At 60.4% G+C, this 19,630-nt stretch carries 20 protein-coding genes; 11 read left to right on the top strand and 9 right to left on the bottom strand.

Going from position 1 to position 19,630, the window contains the following annotated elements; all coding sequences use genetic code 11:
- Nucleotides 1–114: 114 nt before the first annotated feature.
- The 3 genes from ygfZ to GM655_RS17490 are packed head-to-tail and all read left to right on the top strand — an operon-like array spanning nt 115 to nt 2,154.
- Nucleotides 115–1,131, top strand: coding sequence for a CAF17-like 4Fe-4S cluster assembly/insertion protein YgfZ (gene ygfZ / locus GM655_RS17500; protein ID WP_155435974.1), 1,017 nt, complete (start codon nt 115–117; stop codon nt 1,129–1,131).
- A gap of 1 nt (nt 1,132) precedes the next feature.
- Complete coding sequence (locus GM655_RS17495) at nt 1,133–1,420, top strand: DUF4936 family protein (protein WP_155435973.1); 288 nt, start codon at nt 1,133–1,135, stop codon at nt 1,418–1,420.
- Nucleotides 1,411–2,154: an NRDE family protein gene (locus GM655_RS17490; protein WP_155435972.1), complete on the top strand. Its 744-nt coding sequence runs from the start codon at nt 1,411–1,413 to the stop codon at nt 2,152–2,154. Before GM655_RS17495 ends, GM655_RS17490 begins: the two co-directional genes overlap by 10 nt.
- A 33-nt stretch (nt 2,155–2,187) precedes the next feature.
- Here the strand turns inward: GM655_RS17490 and GM655_RS17485 are convergent, their stop codons facing one another.
- From GM655_RS17485 to GM655_RS17460, 6 genes are all read right to left on the bottom strand, one after another.
- On the bottom strand, nt 2,188–3,546 hold the full coding sequence (locus GM655_RS17485) for a 3-oxoacyl-ACP reductase (protein WP_155435971.1): 1,359 nt from the start codon (nt 3,544–3,546) through the stop codon (nt 2,188–2,190).
- Nucleotides 3,547–3,611: 65 nt separating this feature from the next.
- On the bottom strand, nt 3,612–4,043 hold the full coding sequence (locus tag GM655_RS17480) for a GNAT family N-acetyltransferase (protein ID WP_155435970.1): 432 nt from the start codon (nt 4,041–4,043) through the stop codon (nt 3,612–3,614).
- Nucleotides 4,043–5,041, bottom strand: a complete 999-nt coding sequence (locus GM655_RS17475; RefSeq protein WP_371866887.1) for an NADP-dependent oxidoreductase — start codon at nt 5,039–5,041, stop codon at nt 4,043–4,045. Before GM655_RS17475 ends, GM655_RS17480 begins: the two co-directional genes overlap by 1 nt.
- Nucleotides 5,042–5,049: 8 nt before the next feature.
- Nucleotides 5,050–5,832 (bottom strand): SDR family oxidoreductase, encoded by a 783-nt coding sequence (locus GM655_RS17470; protein ID WP_155435968.1) that lies wholly within the window; start codon nt 5,830–5,832, stop codon nt 5,050–5,052.
- Nucleotides 5,833–5,838: 6 nt separating this feature from the next.
- On the bottom strand, nt 5,839–6,141 hold the full coding sequence (locus GM655_RS17465) for a Dabb family protein (protein WP_155435967.1): 303 nt from the start codon (nt 6,139–6,141) through the stop codon (nt 5,839–5,841).
- A gap of 105 nt (nt 6,142–6,246) precedes the next feature.
- Nucleotides 6,247–7,425, bottom strand: a complete 1,179-nt coding sequence (locus GM655_RS17460; RefSeq protein ID WP_155435966.1) for an acetyl-CoA C-acyltransferase — start codon at nt 7,423–7,425, stop codon at nt 6,247–6,249.
- Between the two features lie 195 nt (nt 7,426–7,620).
- On the opposite strand from GM655_RS17460, the gene GM655_RS17455 reads away from it, so the two are divergent.
- A complete protein-coding gene (locus tag GM655_RS17455) occupies nt 7,621–9,330 on the top strand; it encodes an MFS transporter (RefSeq protein ID WP_155435965.1) in 1,710 nt (569 codons plus the stop codon).
- 55 nt (nt 9,331–9,385) lie between these two features.
- On the opposite strand, the gene GM655_RS17450 is transcribed toward GM655_RS17455, so the two are convergent.
- From GM655_RS17450 to GM655_RS17440, 3 genes are all read right to left on the bottom strand, one after another.
- Nucleotides 9,386–11,473: a 3-hydroxyacyl-CoA dehydrogenase NAD-binding domain-containing protein gene (locus tag GM655_RS17450; protein WP_155435964.1), complete on the bottom strand. Its 2,088-nt coding sequence runs from the start codon at nt 11,471–11,473 to the stop codon at nt 9,386–9,388.
- A 136-nt stretch (nt 11,474–11,609) separates the two neighbouring features.
- Nucleotides 11,610–12,404, bottom strand: a complete 795-nt coding sequence (locus GM655_RS17445; RefSeq protein WP_229632620.1) for a PEP-CTERM sorting domain-containing protein — start codon at nt 12,402–12,404, stop codon at nt 11,610–11,612.
- Between the two features lie 64 nt (nt 12,405–12,468).
- Nucleotides 12,469–14,121, bottom strand: coding sequence for a 3-(methylthio)propionyl-CoA ligase (locus GM655_RS17440; protein ID WP_155435963.1), 1,653 nt, complete (start codon nt 14,119–14,121; stop codon nt 12,469–12,471).
- A 155-nt stretch (nt 14,122–14,276) separates the two neighbouring features.
- Here GM655_RS17440 and GM655_RS17435 point away from each other — a divergent pair, with 155 nt between their 5' ends.
- The 7 genes from GM655_RS17435 (at nt 14,277) to GM655_RS17405 (ending at nt 19,578) form a co-directional block, all read left to right on the top strand.
- Entirely contained in the window at nt 14,277–15,746 is a 1,470-nt protein-coding gene (locus tag GM655_RS17435) for a protein adenylyltransferase SelO (protein WP_155435962.1), read from the top strand.
- 28 nt (nt 15,747–15,774) lie between these two features.
- Nucleotides 15,775–16,170, top strand: a complete 396-nt coding sequence (gene msrB / locus GM655_RS17430; RefSeq protein WP_155435961.1) for a peptide-methionine (R)-S-oxide reductase MsrB — start codon at nt 15,775–15,777, stop codon at nt 16,168–16,170.
- A gap of 10 nt (nt 16,171–16,180) precedes the next feature.
- The gene (locus GM655_RS17425; protein WP_155435960.1) at nt 16,181–16,810 is read left to right on the top strand and encodes a septation protein A; all 630 of its coding nucleotides are present in this window, start codon (nt 16,181–16,183) and stop codon (nt 16,808–16,810) included.
- A complete protein-coding gene (locus GM655_RS17420; protein ID WP_155435959.1) occupies nt 16,807–17,079 on the top strand; it encodes a BolA family protein in 273 nt (90 codons plus the stop codon). The genes GM655_RS17425 and GM655_RS17420 overlap by 4 nt, the downstream gene beginning before the upstream one ends.
- A gap of 120 nt (nt 17,080–17,199) precedes the next feature.
- Nucleotides 17,200–17,979, top strand: coding sequence for a peptidylprolyl isomerase (locus GM655_RS17415; protein ID WP_155435958.1), 780 nt, complete (start codon nt 17,200–17,202; stop codon nt 17,977–17,979).
- 99 nt (nt 17,980–18,078) lie between these two features.
- On the top strand, nt 18,079–18,855 hold the full coding sequence (locus GM655_RS17410) for a peptidylprolyl isomerase (protein ID WP_155435957.1): 777 nt from the start codon (nt 18,079–18,081) through the stop codon (nt 18,853–18,855).
- Nucleotides 18,856–18,918: 63 nt separating this feature from the next.
- A complete protein-coding gene (locus tag GM655_RS17405; protein WP_155435956.1) occupies nt 18,919–19,578 on the top strand; it encodes a DNA alkylation repair protein in 660 nt (219 codons plus the stop codon).
- Nucleotides 19,579–19,630 lie beyond the last annotated feature (52 nt).

Below are 19,630 nucleotides of genomic sequence, written 5' to 3'. Positions count from 1 at the left end.
GTTCTTGGCTAGCAACGCCAGTGTCATGTTTTGCGCCGCATCCGACGCGATCTGCTCGACATCACTATAATGAGCCCGTAATGATAATGCCTTAATCGATAAATCGAAAAAATTATGTCTCTCTGGAATGAATTATTGGCGCCCAAGGCGCAGTCTCTGAATACTACCCAGTTGGCCGTCGGCTTTGTCGCGCCCATCGCCGATCAGGGCCTGATCGCCCTCGATGGCGAAGAGTCCGCCCATTTCCTGCATGGTCAACTGACCAACGATGTCGAGCATCTGGCTGCCGGCGAAGCCCGTCTGGCCGGCTATTGCTCGCCCAAAGGCCGACTACTGGCCTCCTTCCTCATGTGGCGCAACGATAACACCCTGCTGCTGCAACTGCCGCGTGATATCCAGGCCGCCGTACAGAAGCGCCTGAGCATGTTCGTGCTGCGCGCCAAGACCAAACTCAGCGATGCAACCGAACAGCCGGCCCATCAGGTTGTCATCGGTCTGGGTGGCGTGCTGGCCGAAGCCGTGCTGCAGACCTGGTTCGAGCCGCTGCCGGCCCGCCCGTATGGCCTGCTGCAGCATCCGCTGGGCACGCTGATCCGTCTGGCCGACGCTTTCGGCGCGCCGCGCTACCAGTGGCTGATGAATCAGGAAGTCGCGCGGACGGTGCTGCCGGAACTGGCCGAACGCCTGACCGTGGGCGATGCCGCCAGCTGGCAGCTCAGTTCCATCCACGCCGGCGTGCCGCAAATTAGCAAGGCTACGCAGGAACAGTTCGTACCGCAGATGATCAATTTCGAACTGCTGGGCGGCGTGAACTTCAAGAAAGGTTGCTACCCCGGTCAGGAAATCGTCGCACGCAGCCAGTATCTGGGCAAGCTCAAGCGCCGCACCACACTCGTCACCATACCGGATCAGGCTGCCGTGGCCGGTGCCGAAGTGTTCGCCACCGCCGATCCCGAACAGCCTTGCGGCATGATCGTCAATACGGCGCCGAATGGCCGTGGCGGTATCGACGCACTGGTGGAGATGAAGCTGGCCGCCATCGAGGCGGCCTCCGTGCGGCTTGGTTCGGCCGATGGCACGGCGCTGGAATTCCACAGCATGCCCTACCTGCTGGACGCAATCGACGTCTGATATGGACCTGTACATCTATTACCGCGTCGCCGAGGCGCAGGCGGCTGCATTGCTGCCGCAGGTACAGGCCATGCAGGCCGCACTGGATGCCTGCCACGGCGTGCAGTGCGCGCTGAAACGCCGCCCCGACAGCAAGGACGGCTTGCAGACCTGGATGGAAGTGTATGGCGGCTGCGCGCCGGCCTTCGAAACGGAACTGGCGCAGGCCGTCGCAGCGGCCGGTCTGGCCGCGCATATCGACGGGGCCCGCCATACCGAAGTATTTGTGGATATTGCGCCATGTGCCTGATCGTTTTTGCCTGGCAGGTGGTGCCAGCCGTTCCCCTGATCGCCGCTGCCAACCGCGACGAGTATTACCAGCGCGCCACGGCACCAGCCGGTTACTGGCCCGAACATCCGCGCATCTATGCAGGCCGCGACCTGCAGGCCGGTGGTAGCTGGATGGGCATCACGCGCGCTGAAGATGGCGGACCAGCCTCGCGCTTTGCTGCCATTACGAATATCCGCGCGCCGGCCGAACAGCGCGACGATGCGCCTTCGCGCGGTGGACTGGTGGCCGATTTTCTGGCGGGGAACATGACGCCGGAAGAATATGTGGCGCAGATCCGTCCGCAGGCGCAGGCCTACAATGGCTTCAATCTGGTGCTCAGCGATGGCCAGACCCTGATCTGGTATTCCAATCGCGGCGATGGCGATGCGCGCAACGGCAAGCCACTGGAACCGGGCGTGTACGGTTTGTCGAACGCGCTATTGGACGCGCCATGGCCGAAAGTGGTGAAGACCAAAGCCCAGTTCGCCAGTCTGCTGTGCCTGGGTGCACCCGACGAAGCCTATTTCGAAATGCTGTCCGATACCACCCAGGCACCGGACATGCGCTTGCCGGAAACTGGCGTATCGCTCGATGTCGAGCGCATGTTGTCCGCCGTACGCATCGAAAGTCCGGCCTATGGCACGCGTACTTCTACCGTGGTCAAGCTGTACGCCAACGCGCCCGCCTGTCTGCACGAGATGCAGGTGCACTAGTATAGCGCAGGCCAGCGCCCCTGCCCTGCGGCTTCAGGCGCCGATCAGGCCCTGACCGCAGACGCGGATGGTGTTGCCCGTGAGGCCAGAGGCGCCGGGCGTGGCGAGGAAGGTAATTAGCTCGGCTGCATCGCGCGGCTGGCCGCCCTGCTGGACGGAATTCAGACGCCGCCCCATTTCGCGCATGAAGAACGGCATCTTGGCCGTCATGGCCGTTTCGATGAAGCCGGGCGCCACGGCATTGATGCAGATACCGCGTGCGCCGAGCCGCCCAGCCTGCGCCGCCACATATCCAATCAGGGCCGCCTTGGTGTAGGCATAGTTGGTCTGGCCGAAATTACCGGCGATACCGCTGATGGACGACAGGCAGACCACGCGCCCGCCATCGCGCACCGTGCCATCCTGCAGCAGTAGCTTATCGATTTCCGTAATCGCGGCGAAATTCACCGCCAGCACCTGATCCCACTGCACTGGCGTCATATTGGCGATGGTGCGGTCACGCGTGATGCCGGCGTTGTGGATCAGGATATCGAGCCCGCCGAAACGCTCGCGGAAATAGGCCGACAACCGCGCTGGCGCGTCAGACGCAGCAATATCTAGCGCTAGCGGCAACGCACCGATACGGGCGCAGGTCTGTTGCAGCTCCTGTTCGACGGCTGGCACATCAAGGCAGACGACCTGTGCACCTTCCTGCAACAGCCGCTCGGCCACGGCCAGGCCTATACCTCGTGCACTACCCGTCACCAGCGCGACCTTGCCGGCCAGTGCAGAACTGTAAGCCGGTGCAGGCGCTGCCGGCGCCATGGCAGCAGTCGCCGTCACGCGCACGGCCTGACCCGATACATAGGTGGTCTGGGTACCGCAGAAAAACCGTACCACGCCCTCTAGCCGTTCAACCGCATCGGGCGCGACATAGGCCAGATTCACCGTCACGCCTTTGCGCCCGAGCTCCTTGCCCAGCGAACGCGCAAAGCCTTCGACGCCGCGCGCCGTCGCCACGACCACGGGGTCGGCGCTGTCATCGCACAAGGGCGCAATGATCAGCACACGCCCGTTTACGGCCAGCTTGCGTGCCAGCCCGTGGAAAGTCTCATAAAGTGCGTGCGCATCTGCCGGCGTGCTGCAGCCGCTGGCATCGAACACCACGACATCGAGTTTTTCACTATACCCTGGCGCCACCACCTCAGCGCCGCCATTACGTAAGGCTTGCAGCAGCGCAGCTTGCGCATAGCTATTCGGCGCTGCCTGCAGCAGAACTGCCTTGCCGACAAATGGCGCCGCCTCATAGCCGGTGGCCGAACGGGCCAGCGGCACAGGGTTGGGCAAGCCCAGCGCCTTGGCCAGCGGAGCCGTCAGCGGATTGCGATTCAAGGTAGTGAGGAAGTCAGCCATCAGTTATTGCCCTTCAAAAAATGCGGGGCCAGAACTGACCCGGAAGCTGGCGCAGGAGCGCGCATTCAGTAGCGGTACACCATATTGATGTGGGCAATGCCCGCTTCATAGAATTCGTCGCCTTCGATCACGAAGCCGTGGCGCTGGTAGAACGGAGCGGCGTGGGTCTGGGCGCTCAGCGCCAGCACGCGGTCACCCCGCGCATGGGCACGCGCCATCAGCGCCTGCAGCAGCTGTCCACCCACGCCTGTGCCACGCGCGCTCTTGCGCACTGCCATGCGGCCGATGTGCCCATCCGGCAGCAAACGGCCCGTGCCGACCGCGACACCTGCGCCATCGTAGGCGATGGCATGGATGCACACCGCATCCATCTGGTCCATTTCAAGTTCGGCCGGAACCTGCTGTTCCTGCACGAAGACTTCCATACGGATGGCTTGCGCCTGTTCCTTCAGGCTAGGCCAGTCACCCACTGTCACACTGCAATTGGATAGCGTCATCAGATCAGTTTCACCAGTTGTTTGCCCAGATTCTGCCCTTGCAGCAGTCCCATAAATGCTTGCGGCGCGGCTGCCAGCCCTGCCGCAACGGTCTCATGATATTTCAGCTTGCCCTCTGCCACCAGTGCAGCGAGCTGTTCCAGCCCCTGCGGCCACAGGTCCATATGCTCGGTGACGATGAAGCCGCGCAGGCTCAGACGGTTGATCAGCAAGATGCGCGAATTCTTGATCGGCATCTCCTGTCCGTTGAAGCCGCCTATGAGTCCGCACAGAGCGATACGGCCAAACGCATTGCTGCGCGCCAGCGCGGCATCCAGCGTGGCGCCGCCCACATTTTCGAATATGCCATCGACACCATCCGGCGTGGCCGCCGCCAGATCGGCTTCAAGCTGGCCCACCTTGTAGTCCACGCAGGCATCAAAGCCCAGCACATCGCGCACATGGGCGCATTTTTCTGGTCCGCCAGCGATGCCGACTACACGGCAGCCTTGCAACTTGGCCAGCTGACCAACCACACTGCCCACCGCGCCACTGGCGGCAGACACCACGATGGTTTCGCCTGCCTTGGGCGTAATGATCTGGTTCAGACCATACCAGGCAGCCATACCCGGCATGCCGGCCGCGCCCAGATACACGGACAGCGGAATCCGGCTGATATCGAGCTTGCGCAGCGCGCTGCCGTCGGCCACGCCCATCTCGGCCCAGCCCAGCAGGCCACCGGCATAATCACCCACGGCAAAACCAGCATGACGGCTAGCCACCACCTGACCGACAGTATTGCCTATCATGGTGTGATCGAGCGCCTGCGATGCCGCATAGCTCTTGGCTGCACTCATGCGGCCGCGCATATACGGATCGAGCGACAGATAGTGGTTGCGCACCAGAACTTCGCCATCGGCCAGGACGGGTACGGCGACGCTTTCGAGGCGGAAGTTTTGTTCGGCTACCGGCCCGCGCGGACGGGCGGCCAGTACGATGCGCTGGTAGCTTGCAGGAATCTCCAGCGTCATACTGCCGACACCCCGCCATCGACTGCAAGTATCTGGCCGGTAATATGCTTGCCGGCATCCGAAGCGAACAGCACGGCCGCCCCTTTCAAGTCTTCATCGTCGCCCAGGCGGCCCAGCGGCGCATCTTTGGCCAGTTGATCGGCGCCCATCTGGGCCAGCAAGCCATGGGTCATCTTGGACGGGAAGAAACCGGGCGCCAGCGCATTGACGGTGATGCCGAAACGGCCCCATTCGCCGGCCAGCGTGCGCGTAAAATTCACCACCGCGCCTTTCGACGTGTTGTAAGCGATAGTCTGCATGGTGCCGGGCGGATTGCCGGCCAGACCTGCAATCGAAGCAATGTTGATGATGCGGCCGTACTGGCGCGGTATCATCGAGCGCTTGCCCACCAGCTGCGAGACGAGGAAGATGCCGCGTATATTCAGGTTCATCACCTTGTCCCATGCCGCTACAGGATGATCTTCGGCCGGTGCGCCCCAGCTGGCGCCCGCATTATTGATCAGAATATCGATGTGGCCCAGTTGTGCCAGCGCTGCGGAAACCAGCGCTTCCGCATCCGCTTCGCTCGACAGATCGGCCGCTACGCTGCTGGCATCGATGCCGCGTTGCTTGAGCAAGGCCACGGCCTCGTCCAGTTCGGCCTGCTTGCGTGCCGAAATCACTACGCGTGCGCCCTGCTCGCCCAGCGCCAGCGCCATTTGCAAACCCAGACCACGGGAGCCGCCCGTTACCAGTGCCGTTTTACCGGCTAGAGAAAACAATTCCTGAGTAGTACGCATGATGGTTCAGACCTCATAGTCCATGCACTGGCGCGCTTCGCGCACGGCGCCGAAGAACGGCTTCAGTGCCACATGTTGGGGATGGTGCTGATAGGCGTCCAGTGCCGCCTGATCAGCAAATTCAGAGTACAGCAGCACATCGTAAGTCGCTTCCAGACCCGGCTGGGCCACCACGGCTTCCAGCTTGAGGATGCCGGGCACTATGCCGTCGCAGGCATCCAGCATGGCCTTCATCTTGGCCGCATTGGTGGCGCGGTCGGCCCCTTCGGCGTGCTCCTTTAGCTTCCACATGACGATGTGCTTGATCATAGTGTTCCTATCTGGCGCGGCAAGGGCGCCATCCTTGTTGACGTGGCGCGCAGCATACCGCTTTTACGGCGCTTGCACCACCTCCGGCAAGGATGACGGCCCCGCTCAGACCACTTCGAACAGGCCGGCAGCGCCCTGGCCGCCACCTATGCACATGGTGACCACCACATATTTCACGCCGCGCCGCTTGCCTTCGATCAGGGCGTGGCCCGTCAGGCGGGCGCCGGACACACCGTACGGATGGCCTACGGCGATGGCGCCGCCGTTGACGTTGAGGCGGTCCATGGGGATGCCCAGTTTGTCTGCGCAGTACAGTACCTGCACGGCGAACGCTTCATTCAACTCCCACAGGCCGATATCCTCGACCTTCAGACCGGCTTTCTTCAGCAGCTTGGGAATGGCGTAGACCGGACCTATGCCCATTTCATCAGGCTCGCAGCCGGCTACGGCAAAGCCGCGGAAAATGCCCAGCGGCTGCAGCCCTTTGGCTGCGGCTGTGGCTGCGCTCATCACAATGGCCATCGAAGCGCCATCGGAAAACTGGCTGGCATTGCCGGCGCTGATCACGCCACCCGGCAGCGCCGTGCGGATCTTGGCCACGCCTTCATACGTGGTATCGGCGCGTATGCCTTCGTCCGCGCTGATCGTCACTTCGCGCGACAGCAACATGCCGCTGGCCTTGTCGGCCACGCCCATCACCGTCGTCATGGGGGCAATTTCCGCATCGAGCAGACCGGCAGCCTGCGCCGCCGCAGCGCGCTGCTGGCTTTGCACGCCGTATTCATCCTGACGCTGGCGGCTAATGCCGTAGCGCTTGGCGACGGTTTCGGCCGTCTGCAGCATGGGCCAGTAGAGTTCCGGTTTGTGTTGCGCAAGCCACACTTCCTTGTACATATGCAGGTTCATCTCCTGCTGCACGCAGGAGATCGACTCCACCCCGCCCGCTGCATAGATGTCGCCTTCGCCGGCCATGATGCGCTGGGCCGCGGTGGCAATGGTCTGCAGGCCGGACGAGCAGAAGCGGTTGATGGTCATGCCGGCCGTGCTGACGGGGCAGCCCGCGCGCAGGGCGATCTGACGTGCGATATTGCCGCCCGTGGCGCCCTCCGGATTGGCGCAGCCTACCAGCACGTCTTCCACTTCGCCCGCCTCAAGTCCGGCCCGGCTGATCGCCGCCTGCAGCGCATGGCCGCCCAGCGTGGCGCCATGGGTCATATTGAAAGCGCCTTTCCACGATTTGGCCAGTGGGGTACGTGCAGTCGAAACGATTACAGCATCCATCATCGGAGTCTCCGTTATAGGTTAGAAAACCCAGCATAGCACACTTGGGAACAAATAAGCACGATCGTTCGTAAACCTCGTGTAAGCGGGCGGTAAGTTCACCGCAAGCACTGCGTAAGTTACGCGGCTCACACTAGCAGCAGGCTGATGAACTAGCAATCTTTCCAGCCATAACAATAAAAGACTCAGGAGACCAACATGGTGCGAGGCGCAGCAATACGCCCACAGCATCCATCGCCGCCGCTAACTGCGCAGGAACGCAAGGTCATCATCGGATCGTCGCTCGGCACCGTATTCGAATGGTACGACTTCTATCTGTATGGGGCGCTGGCGCCGATTATCGCCAAACAGTTCTTTGTCAGCGATAGCACGACCAGCTTCATCTTCGCCCTGCTGGCTTTTGCCGCCGGCTTTCTGGTGCGCCCGTTCGGTGCACTGGTGTTCGGCCGCCTCGGCGATCTGGTGGGCCGCAAGCACACTTTTTTGATCACCATCTTTATCATGGGCGGCTCGACTTTTTTGGTCGGCCTGCTGCCGGCCTATCATGCCATCGGCATTGCTGCGCCCATCAGCCTGGTCATCCTGCGCGTGCTGCAGGGGTTGGCACTGGGCGGCGAATATGGCGGCGCAGCGACCTATGTGGCCGAACATGCGCCTGACGGCAAGCGCGGCCTATTCACCTCGTGGATACAGACGACCGCCACGCTGGGCCTGTTGCTTTCCCTGCTGGTGATACTGGGCACGCGTATGGCTACGGGCGAAGCCGAATTTGCCCACTGGGGCTGGCGCGTCCCTTTTCTGGTTTCCGTGATCCTGCTGGGGATTTCGGTGTGGATACGCATGTCTATGGGCGAATCGCCCATGTTCGCGCGCATGAAGGCGGAGGGCCGTGGCTCCAGCGCGCCGATACAAGAGGCTTTCGGGCGCTGGTCGAATCTGCGGCTAGCCATCATCGCGCTGTTCGGCCTCACCATGGGTCAGGCCGCTGTCTGGTACACAGGCCAGTTCTATGCCTTGTTCTTCATGACCCAGACGCTGAAGATCGATGGCGCTACGGCCAACCTGATGAGCGCCATGTCGCTGGCACTGGCCACGCCCTTCTTCGTGGTGTTCGGCAAGCTGTCCGATCGCTACGGGCGCAAGTGGATCATCCTCAGTGGTTGCGTGCTGGCAGCGGCCAGCTATTTCCCCCTGTTCGGCGCACTCACCCACTACGGCAATCCGGCACTTGAGGCGGCGCTGGAAAAAGCGCCTGTCACGCTGATTGCCGATCCGGCGTCCTGTCACTTCCAGTTCAGCCCCAGCAACACGATACGCTATCCCTCCTCCTGCGATATCGCCGCCAGCCTGTTATCGAACGCTTCGGTGGCCTACGCCCATGAGGATGCGCCAGCGGGCAGCGTCGCGCGCATCCGTATCGGCACGACGGAACTGGAATCCTTCAATGCCAGCATGACGGCCAGCGGGGTCGATTTCGACTTGCCCAGCAAACTGGCAGAAAGCCAGCTCAAGAAGGCGCTGGCGGTGAATATCAAGGCGGCCGGCTACCCTAGCCGGGCCGATGAAAGCCAGATCCACAAACCCATGGTGGTGACCATCCTGTTTGTACTGGTGCTGTACGTGACCATGGTGTACGGCCCGATAGCCGCCATGCTGGTGGAGATGTTCCCTACCCGCATACGCTACACGGCGATGTCGCTGCCCTACCATCTGGGCAATGGCTGGTTCGGTGGCCTGCTACCAACGGTGTCATTTGCGCTGGTGGCCTACAAAGGCGATATCTACTACGGTCTGTGGTATCCAATTGTCATCGCCTTGCTGACGGCCGTGGTCGGCACGCTGTTCCTGCGCGAGACGCGCGGCGCCGGCGCAAAACACAAGGCCGCAGAGGGCGGCCTCGAAGATTAATACGACAAAGCGCTGGCGCGACCGAGATCAGCCGCCCAGCTCAACGATTGCCAGCTTAGCTGTTAAAGCCCTTGCCTTCACCCGCCAGTTTGACCAGCAGCGGCGCCGGCTGCCATGCACTGCCCTGATAGCCGCGCGCATATTGCGCCATGGCTGCCAGCACATTCGCCAGTCCCACCGTATCGGCATAGAACATCGGGCCGCCGCGGAACAGCGGGAAACCATAACCGGTCAGGTAGACCATATCGATATCGGAAGCCCGCAGCGCGATGCCTTCTTCCAGAATATGGGCCGCTTCATTGACCATGGAGTACACCAGACGTTCGACGATTTCCTTGTCGCTGATCTGGCGGCGGGTAATGCCGAGATCGGCCGAGTGCTGGACGATCATCGCATTCACCTGCTCGTTCGGATAGGCTTTGCGGTCACCCGGCTTGTAGTCATACCAGCCGCCGCCCGTCTTCTGGCCAAAGCGTCCCATTTCGCACAGCAGATCGGCGCTGCGCGAATAAGTGATCTCGGGACTTTCGATGGCGCGACGCTTGCGGATCGCCCAGCCGATATCGTTGCCGGCCAGATCGCCCATACGGAAAGGCCCCATGGCAAAGCCGAACTTTTCGATGGCCTGATCGACTTGCTCGGGCAGCGCGCCTTCGTCCAGCAGGAAACCGGCCTGACGGCTGTACTGCTCTATCATGCGGTTGCCGATAAAGCCATCGCACACTCCAGACACCACGCCGGTCTTCTTGAGTTTTTTCGCCAGCGCCAGCGCCGTCGCCAGCACATCCTTGCCGGTCTGGGCGCCGCGCACGATTTCCAGCAGCTTCATCACGTTGGCCGGGCTGAAGAAATGCAGGCCGATCACATCCTGCGGACGGCTGGTGAAGCTGGCGATACGGTTCAGGTCCAGTGTGGAAGTGTTGGAGGCCAGAATGGCGCCCGGCTTCATCACGCTATCAAGCTGACGGAACACGGTTTCCTTGACGCCCATGTCCTCGAACACGGCTTCCACCACGATGTCGGCCTGGCCGATATCGGCATAGGCCAGCGTGCCCGTCAGCAGGGCCATGCGCTGCTCCAGCTTCTCGGCCGTCAGCTTGCCCTTTTTCACCGTGTTATCGTAATTTTTACGGATGGTGGCCATGCCCTTATCCAGCGCCTCCTGCCGGGTTTCCAGCAGCACGACCGGAATGCCTGCGTTCAGGAAGTTCATGGCGATGCCGCCGCCCATGGTGCCGGCGCCGATCACGGCCGCCTGCTTGATGCTGCGCACCGGCGTATCGGCCGGCACGTCGGGCACTTTGCTGGCCACACGCTCGGCAAAGAAAGCATGGCGCAGGGCTTTCGATTCCGTGGTTTGCATCAGATGCAGGAAGCGCTCGCGTTCGAATTTCAAACCATCGTCGAATTTACGGGTGACGGAAGCGGCCACCGTTTCGACGCACTCGTGCGGCGCAGGGAAAGGCCCCGCCATGGCTTTGACGGTATTGCGCGAGAATTGCAGGAAAGCTTCATGATTCGGATAGTCGACTTTACGCTCGCGCACTTTCGGCAACGGACGCGCATCGGCCACGTTCTCGGCAAAGGCGATAGCCTGCGCGAGCAGATCGGAACCGGCCTCGTAGACCGCATCGAACAGAGCCGTGCCAGCCAGCTTTTCCGAAGCGACCGGCGTGCCGGAGACGATCATGTTCAGGGCCATCTCCAGCCCAAGCACGCGCGGCAGACGCTGAGTACCACCGGCACCCGGCAGCAGGCCCAGCTTCACCTCTGGCAGCGCAATCTGGGCGCCCGGCAGCGCCACGCGGTAGTGGCAGCCCAGCGCCAGTTCCAGCCCGCCGCCCATGCAGACCGTATGGATGGCCGCCACCACCGGCTTGGTCGAGTTTTCGACCGTCGCAATCAAGGTATGCAGACTGGGTTCGGCCAGCGCCTTGGGCGAATTGAATTCCTTGATGTCGGCGCCGCCCGAGAAGGCTTTGCCGCCACCCGTGATGACGATGGCCTTGACTGCTGCATCGGCCAGCGCCTGCTGTATTCCCTGCACCGCCGCCGTACGGGTCGCCAGCCCCAGGCCGTTGACGGGAGGATTGTTCAGTGTAATGACGGCTACTGCGCCGTGAACCTGATATTCAGCAGTCATGTCTCTTCCTTATAGTGTGGGTGCATGGAGTCCATGCCACTATACCGCATAAAAGAACGGTCGTATTATTATTTTTACTGACGGAAGTCAGGTGACCAGCACGGCATCCGGCCACCAAAGTGCGGCACGCGCCGCCTCAGTCTTGCGGACGGCGGCGGCGTGCGGCGATGCCGAGCAGGCCCAGACCACCCAGCAACAGCATGGCAGAAGTAGGTTCCGGCACGGGCGCCGCATAGCCTTCGTACTGTAGCTGGGCCGAAGCTGGATCCCACACCATCGAGCCTTGCAGTCCGTAGCTGAAGCCTTTCTGACTGTTCAGGCTGGCCAAGGTATCGCCATCGAACTGCACCTGCAGCGTCAGACGCTGGCGGTCATACTGCAGCAGATAGTCCTGCGTGGCATAGTTGGTGGTGGTCAGCAAATACTGATAGATGGGAGTAACGCTGCCGTCAGGGTTGAAGTTGTAGCCGAACACCACATCCTGCGCGGCGCTCGAGGAGCTATCTTCGGCGTAATTGCCAGCCACTTTGTTAATCAGCGTCAAGGGCGAAGCATTGTTGTTACCGGCCACCGAGGCACTGCCTACCGTCAGACGGGCCGACTGGCTGGTAGGTATATATTCGCGCACCTGTTCGCGCACAAAGTTCCGCACCACCCCTTCGCAGAACAGATAGCTGCCGCCTGCAGGACATGGCGTGTAGCCATGGGTTTCATTGAGCAACTGATAATCGCCCAGTACCGGGGCGCTAAGCTCGAAGCCGGCAGCCTCCACCTGCACGGTCAGGGTGGCCGCCGTAAAGGTGAAATTGTTCGGCAGCAGACTGGCCACGCTGACATTGGTTTTCAGCGGGTCCATTACGAAGCTGACCGTCGCAGCCTGAGCCGAACACAGGGCGGAACTCAGGGCAGCCGCCAGCAATACATTCTTCATAACGATATTAAAAGTGAAATTTCGAATATTGAAATGATAATGCATTGCGGACCGCTGGTCGAGTTCAGGCTGCTGTCTCGCCCAGCAGATAGCTGCGGTACTGTTCGCGCAGACGGTTCTTCTGGATCTTGCCCGTGCCGCCGACTGGCAGGTGCTCAGTAAACACCACATCATCGGGCAGCCACCATTTCGCTACCTTGCCCTCGAAGTGAGCCAGCAGGCCGGCGCGGTCCAGCGTCTGGCCGGGGCGCAGCACCACGACCAGCAGCGGACGCTCATCCCATTTCGGATGGGCCACGCCTATGCACGCAGCCTGCATGACGGCCGGGTGCGACATGGCGATGTTTTCCAGGTCGATGGTGCCTATCCACTCGCCGCCAGACTTGATCACATCCTTGCTGCGATCGGTAATCTGCATGAAGCCATCGGCATCGATGGTGGACACGTCGCCGGTGGGGAACCAGCCATCTTCCAGCACCTCGCCGCCCTCGTCCTTGAAATAGCGTGCCACGATCCACGGGCCACGCACCATCAGATGGCCATAGCTGACGCCGTCCCATGGCAGTTCCTTGCCATCGTCATCAACGATCTTCATATCCACGCCATAAATTGCATGACCCTGTTTCTGCAGGATTTTGCGCTGTTCCGCACGGCTCAGGGCCAGATGCTTGCTCAGTAGCCCGCCCGTGGTGCCGAGTGGCGACATTTCCGTCATGCCCCAGCCATGGATGACTTCCACCCCATATTCATCGATCAGGGTATTCATCATGGCCGGCGGACAGGCCGAACCGCCGATCACGGTACGGCGAAAAGTCGAAAATTTCAGCCCGTGTTCGGTCGCATAGTTGATCAGGCCCAGCCACACCGTCGGTACGCCGGCCGAAAAAGTCACGCCTTCGCTTTCCATCAGCTCGTAGACGGATTTGCCATCGAGCGCGCCGCCAGGGAACACCATCTTGGCACCGGACAGCGGCACGGAATACGGCAAGCCCCAGGCATTCACATGGAACATGGGCACTACCGGCATCACCGTATCGCGCGACGACACGTTCAGCACATTCGGCAGTGCCGAGGCGTAGGCGTGCAGCACGGTGGAACGGTGCGAATACAGCACACCTTTCGGGTTGCCCGTCGTGCCCGAGGTATAGCACAGCGTACAGGCCGAATTCTCGTCAAACTGGGGCCACTGGTAGTCGTCCGAATGGGCATTGATCAAGTCTTCGTAGCACAGCAGATTCGGAATCACCGTCTGGGCCGGCATACGATCCTTGCCCCCCATCAGGATATAGCCCTTGATCGTGCTGCAATGGGGCGCAAATGCTTCTACCAGCGGCAGGAAGCAGAAATCGAACATCAGGTACTGGTCTTCCGCATGGTTGCAGATATAAGCCAGCTGTTCCGGATGCAGGCGCGGGTTCATCGTATGCAGCACAGCGCCCGAGCCCGACACGGCGTAATACGCTTCCAGATGGCGATAACCATTCCACGCCAGCGTCCCCACCCGCTCGCCCATGCGCACGCCCAGCGCATGCAGCGCATTGGCCAGCCGCTTGGCACGCTGGTGGCAGTCGCGGAAGGTATAGCGATGGATGTCCCCCTCGACCCGGCGCGAGACAATTTCACTGCCGCCGTAATGGCGCGCAGCGAATTCGAGGATGCTGGAAACAATCAGGGGCTGGTTCATCATCTGGCCCATGACGGGACTTTGAGGGTACATAGCGGTCTCCGGAAACATTGGTAATTGATGAACGAGTGTGGTTTGCGGGCAGCTACACCGTCAATGGTTTTCGATGCTGCAACGCAGCAGCAGCAAACACGGTAGAATCGCGCACGCTGCAATCTGCCACGCTACCGAACAGGAAATCGACTGCCATGCCACTGCCGCTGGACCATACGCTGGACAACTCCTACGCTGCCCTGCCGCCAGCTTTCTATACCCGGCTGATGCCTACGCCTTTGCCCGCACCGTATCTGGTGGCGGTGAGCGACCAGGCCGCCGAGCTGATAGGCCTGAACGCCGAGCAGGTGGCGGCAGGGCTGCAGGTATGGATAGGCAATGCCGTGCCGCAAGGCGCCACCCCGCTGGCGGCCGTGTATTCGGGCCACCAGTTCGGCGTCTGGGCGGGCCAGCTCGGCGATGGCCGCGCCATCCTGCTCGGCGATGTTGCCACCGCTGCCGGCCCCATGGAGTTGCAATGGAAAGGTGCGGGCCAGACCCCCTATTCGCGCATGGGCGACGGCCGCGCCGTGCTGCGTTCATCCATCCGCGAATTTCTGTGCTCGGAAGCCATGGCAGCGCTGGGCATACCGACTTCGCGTGCGCTGGCGCTGAGCGGTTCCGATCAGGGCGTGATGCGCGAAACCGTGGAAACAGCCGCCGTGGTGGTGCGCATGGCACCCAGTTTTGTGCGCTTCGGTTCGTTCGAGCACTGGTACTACCGCAAGCAGCCGGAGCAGCTCAAAATCCTGGCCGATTACGTCATCGCGCGCTTCTTCCCCACGCTGCAGAAGCACGAGCATCCGTATGCTGCGCTGCTGCAGGAAGTGACCGAGCGCACGGCGCGCCTGATGGCGCAATGGCAAAGCGTGGGCTTCATGCATGGCGTAATGAATACCGACAATATGTCCATCCTCGGCCTGACGCTGGACTACGGCCCGTTCGGCTTCATGGAAAGCTTCGATCCCGGCCATATCTGCAATCACACTGACCAGCATGGCCGCTACAGCTATGCCAACCAGCCCGAAATCGGCCACTGGAATTGCTACGCACTGGCGCAGGCGCTGATGCCGCTGATCGACGACGTACCGCTGGCGCAAGGCGCACTGGACCGCTACCAGCCCGTGTTCGCGGCGGAGATGGAACGGCTGCTGCATGCCAAACTGGGCCTGAGCCAATTGCCTGAACATGCCGAGGCAGACCGTGCCCTGTTCGATGCCATGTTCGGCGTGATGGAAGCCAATGCCGTCGACTTCACCCTGTTCTTCCGCCAGTTGTCCCAGCTAAAGCGCGCCGATACCAGCGGCGACAGCGCCGTGCGCGACCTGTTCATCGATAGAGAGGCGTTCGATCGTTGGGCGGCGCAGTACCGCAGCCGCCTGCAGCACGAAGCAGCTGATGATGGGGAGCGTGCGGCCGCGATGAACCGTGTCAACCCGAAATACGTGCTGCGTAACTATCTGGCGCAAGTCGCCATCGAAAAGGCGCAGAATAAGGATTTCAGCGAAATTCACCGCCTGCTGTCAGTTTTACGCCACCCTTACGACGAACAACCGGAACATGCGGCGTATGCCGCATTGCCACCCGACTGGGCCAGCCATCTTGAGGTAAGCTGCTCATCCTAGCACCCCACTTTTAAGCGAGTGATAAGCCATGCAAGATAAAGTCATCCGTACCGACGCCGAATGGCGTGCCATGCTAGAACCTATGGAATATCAGGTCACCCGCCACGCCGCAACGGAACGCGCCTTCACGGGCAAATTCTGGGACCACCACGCTGCCGGCGTGTACACCTGCGTCTGCTGCGACACGTCGCTGTTCCGTTCCGACGCCAAATTCGATTCCGGCTGCGGCTGGCCCAGCTATTTCGAAGCCATTGATCCGCGCCACGTGATCGAAAAAGTCGACCGTTCCCATGGTATGCTGCGCACCGAAATCCTGTGCGCCGTGTGCGACGCCCATCTGGGCCATGTTTTCCCGGATGGCCCGCCGCCTACCGGTTTGCGCTACTGTATTAACTCTGCTTCCTTACGCTTCGACCCACAATAACCGAGACACCATGAAATTCCTGTTTGATCTGATTCCCCTGATACTGTTTTTCGCAGCATATAAATTATCGGGATGGAATGCCGAAGCGGCCCAGCACTTCATCAACACCTATCTGAGCGGCATCGTCTCGGGCGGCTCCGTCACGCCCGATCAGGCTCCCATCGTGATCGCCACACTGATCGGCATACTCGCCACCATGGCGCAGATCGGCTATATCAAACTGCAGGGCCGCAAGGTCGATTTCGTGCTGTGGTTCTCGCTGGCCATGTTCATCTTCTTCGGCGGCCTGACCATCTACCTGCATGATGAAGACTTCATTAAATGGAAACTCAGCATCGTCTACTGGTTCTTCGCTTCCGGCCTGCTGGTGAGCGAACTGGTATTCAAAAAGAATTTGATGCGCAAGTCCATGGAAGAAATCGTCGAACTGCCCGACCTGATCTGGTCGCGCCTGAATCTGGCATGGATTTGTTTCTTCACTGCAATGGGCTTCCTCAACTGGTATCTGGCCTTTGTCCTGTTCAAGGGCGATACCAGCTCGTGGGTCAGTTTCAAGGCTTTCGGCTCTACGGCCATCATGTTTGTGTTCATCGTGGCACAGACCATCTATCTGTCGCGCCACATAAAGGATCAGGCATGAGTGATACCCGACTCGAACGCATGCGCAGCCGCATGCAAGCGGCCCTGCAGCCGCAGGAACTGGTGCTGGAAGACGATTCCGCGCTGCACGCCGGCCATGCCGGTGCCGCCTCGGGCGGTGGCCATTACAACGTCAGAATTGTTTCGTTACAATTTGAGGGGCTCAAACTCGTCACAAGACATCGACTCGTGTATGATTCTGTGCACGATATGATGCATAAAGAAATACATGCATTAGCCATTACTGCATTGGCACCGTCCGAAGTATGATGTAACGCGAGGTATGGGCGCTGGCCTATTCGTTGCAAAATAATTGAACAGAACAACAAATAGCTGATCCAACTCCCTGCCTAGCACTCCGCTTAATCTTTCCCCTTACAGGAATAAATAATGACTTTCAAGCCAGCCAAGTTGCTGATTGCACTTCTCGCCGTTATCGCCGTACCTGCTTTCGCACAGAACGTTGCCGTTGTTAATGGCAAAGCTATCCCGACCTCGCGCGTGGACGCCGTGGTCAAGCAAGTTGTTGCACAAGGCCAGCAGCCAGATTCGCCACAGCTGCGCGAACTGATCAAGAAAGACCTGATCGGCCGCGAAGTGCTGATGCAGGAAGCGGAAAAACAGGGCTTCGCCAAAGACGCCGCAGTCAAAGCCCAGGTAGAGAACGCCCGTCAAGCCATCATCATCAACGCACTGGTAGGCGACTACATTAAGAAAAACCCGGTCACCGATGCCGACATCAAAGCCGAATACGACCGCTTCGTGGCCCAGAACGGCGACAAGGAATACCACGTACGCCACATCATGATGGCCACCGAAGCCGAAGCCAATGACGTGATCGCCAAGATCAAAGGCGGCGCCAAGTTCGAAGAACTGGCCAAAAACTCGAAAGACACCGGTTCGGCTGCCAACGGCGGCGATCTGGACTGGGCAGTGCCTGCTGCCTTCCCGCCAGCCTTCTCGGCCGCTTTCGTAGCGCTGCAAAAAGGCCAGGTTACCGAGAAGCCAGTGCAAACGCCTAACGGCTTCCACGTGATCAAAGTGGACGACATCCGCGCTGCCAAGCTGCCTACTCTGGAAGAAGTCAAACCACAGGTTGCTGAAGCTCTGGCACAGAAGAAAGTTCAAGCCTATCAGGAAGAACTGGTCAAGAAAGCAAAAGTGCAGTAATGTTGCACTAGGCGGCGCCCTGCGGGGCGCCGTTTTTGATTTAGCGTTGGTACCATGCACCGCCGAGTGCGATTTCTTGTTTTTTTATAGGATTTAATAATGATGTTGAAGCCAACCCGCATGATGTTAGCCCTGATCGCTGTTGCTGCAGCGCCAGTCTTCGCGCAAAACGTAGCGACCGTGAATGGCAAGGCCATTCCAGCGTCCAAGGTAGATCAGGTGGTCAAACAGGTGGTGGCCCAGGGCCAGCAGCCAGACAGCCCGCAACTGCGCGAAATGATCAAGAAAGACCTGATCGGCCGCGAAGTGCTGATCCAGGAAGCGGACAAGCAAGGTTTCGGTACCAAGGCTGAAGTCAAAGCCGCCATCGAGAATGCCCGTCAGAGCATCATCATCAACGCCATGCTGGCCGACTACCTGAAAAAGAACCCTGTCAAGGAAGCCGACATGAAGGCCGAGTACGACAAGTACAAGTCGGCCATGGGTGAAAAAGAATACCACTCGCGTCACATCCTGGTGGGCACCGAACAGGAAGCCAAAGACATCATCGCCAAGCTGAAAAACGGCGGCAAGTTCGAAGAACTGGCCAAAGTATCGAAAGACGGTTCGGCTAACAACGGCGGCGATCTGGGCTGGATGACTCCGGGCAAACTGGTCAAGCCTTTCGCTGACGCCATGGTGGCTCTGAAAAACGGCGAAATCACCCAGACTCCGGTAAAAACCGAGTTCGGTTTCCACGTCATCAAGATGGAAGAATCGCGCGCAGTGAAACTGCCATCGTTCGAAGAAGTCAAAGGCCAGATCAACGAAGCCATGCAACAGCGTAAAATCGCCGCACTGCGTGAAGAGCTGATGGCCAAGGCCAAAATTCAGTAAACCGTTTATACGGTAAAACCAAAGCGCCTCACGGGGCGCTTTTTTATTGCCTGCTCAAATGCCATGATGAACGACACGCTAACCACCCTGCGCACCACCCTGCTCGCTGCCGCCGAAGCCGAACAGGCACCAGCCATGCGCGCCTATATGCGCGACCAGTTCGCATTTCTCGGCGTGCGCACGCCTCAGCGACGATCCGCCTGCAAGCCCATACTGGCGATGCTGAAAGGACAGCCCGCAGCGACCTTGCTGGAACTGGCGCGCGCCCTGTGGCAGCAGCCGGAACGGGAATTTCAGTATGTCGCCATCGATCTGCTGGCGCTGCACTGGAAGCAGCTCGATAGCAGCCACTTGCCCGCCCTGCTGCAACTGGTGCAGCAACGTTCGTGGTGGGATAGCGTGGACGGCTTGGCCGGTGTGATCGGCGACGTGCTGCGTTACCAGCATGAGGGCATGGATGACGCCATCACCCATGAGAATTTTTGGGTGCGCCGCATCGCCCTGTTGCACCAGCTAGGCTGGCGCGACAGGGCAGATTGCGAGCGCCTATTCCGTTATGCACTGCAGTGCGCCCATGAGCAGGAATTCTTCATCCAAAAAGCCATAGGCTGGGCCCTGCGCGACTATGCTCGCCACGATGCCGATGCCGTGCGCCGATTCAGCGCCGAGCACAGGCAAACGCTCGCTCCGCTCAGCTACCGCGAAGCCCGCAAGCATCTGTAAGGTCCGGTTCACGCTGTATATCCACAGCAGACCTGCAGCAGCCCAGCTGCAG

The sequence above is a fragment of the Pseudoduganella danionis genome (assembly GCF_009720775.1).
Lineage (GTDB): Bacteria > Pseudomonadota > Gammaproteobacteria > Burkholderiales > Burkholderiaceae_D > Rugamonas > Rugamonas danionis.
Note: the sequence above shows the minus strand (reverse complement) of the source record. Positions and strands in the feature narration are given on the sequence as shown.

Coding starts and splice junctions, on each gene's coding strand:
- ygfZ (WP_155435974.1), top strand. CDS start 115: ATGTCTCTCTGGAATGAATTATTGGCGCCCAAGGCGCAGTCTCTGAAT.
- GM655_RS17495 (WP_155435973.1), top strand. CDS start 1,133: ATGGACCTGTACATCTATTACCGCGTCGCCGAGGCGCAGGCGGCTGCA.
- GM655_RS17490 (WP_155435972.1), top strand. CDS start 1,411: ATGTGCCTGATCGTTTTTGCCTGGCAGGTGGTGCCAGCCGTTCCCCTG.
- GM655_RS17485 (WP_155435971.1), bottom strand. CDS start 3,546: ATGGCTGACTTCCTCACTACCTTGAATCGCAATCCGCTGACGGCTCCG.
- GM655_RS17480 (WP_155435970.1), bottom strand. CDS start 4,043: ATGACGCTATCCAATTGCAGTGTGACAGTGGGTGACTGGCCTAGCCTG.
- GM655_RS17470 (WP_155435968.1), bottom strand. CDS start 5,832: ATGCGTACTACTCAGGAATTGTTTTCTCTAGCCGGTAAAACGGCACTG.
- GM655_RS17465 (WP_155435967.1), bottom strand. CDS start 6,141: ATGATCAAGCACATCGTCATGTGGAAGCTAAAGGAGCACGCCGAAGGG.
- GM655_RS17460 (WP_155435966.1), bottom strand. CDS start 7,425: ATGATGGATGCTGTAATCGTTTCGACTGCACGTACCCCACTGGCCAAA.
- GM655_RS17455 (WP_155435965.1), top strand. CDS start 7,621: ATGGTGCGAGGCGCAGCAATACGCCCACAGCATCCATCGCCGCCGCTA.
- GM655_RS17450 (WP_155435964.1), bottom strand. CDS start 11,473: ATGACTGCTGAATATCAGGTTCACGGCGCAGTAGCCGTCATTACACTG.
- GM655_RS17445 (WP_229632620.1), bottom strand. CDS start 12,404: ATGAAGAATGTATTGCTGGCGGCTGCCCTGAGTTCCGCCCTGTGTTCG.
- GM655_RS17440 (WP_155435963.1), bottom strand. CDS start 14,121: ATGTACCCTCAAAGTCCCGTCATGGGCCAGATGATGAACCAGCCCCTG.
- GM655_RS17435 (WP_155435962.1), top strand. CDS start 14,277: ATGCCACTGCCGCTGGACCATACGCTGGACAACTCCTACGCTGCCCTG.
- msrB (WP_155435961.1), top strand. CDS start 15,775: ATGCAAGATAAAGTCATCCGTACCGACGCCGAATGGCGTGCCATGCTA.
- GM655_RS17425 (WP_155435960.1), top strand. CDS start 16,181: ATGAAATTCCTGTTTGATCTGATTCCCCTGATACTGTTTTTCGCAGCA.
- GM655_RS17420 (WP_155435959.1), top strand. CDS start 16,807: ATGAGTGATACCCGACTCGAACGCATGCGCAGCCGCATGCAAGCGGCC.
- GM655_RS17415 (WP_155435958.1), top strand. CDS start 17,200: ATGACTTTCAAGCCAGCCAAGTTGCTGATTGCACTTCTCGCCGTTATC.
- GM655_RS17410 (WP_155435957.1), top strand. CDS start 18,079: ATGATGTTGAAGCCAACCCGCATGATGTTAGCCCTGATCGCTGTTGCT.
- GM655_RS17405 (WP_155435956.1), top strand. CDS start 18,919: ATGATGAACGACACGCTAACCACCCTGCGCACCACCCTGCTCGCTGCC.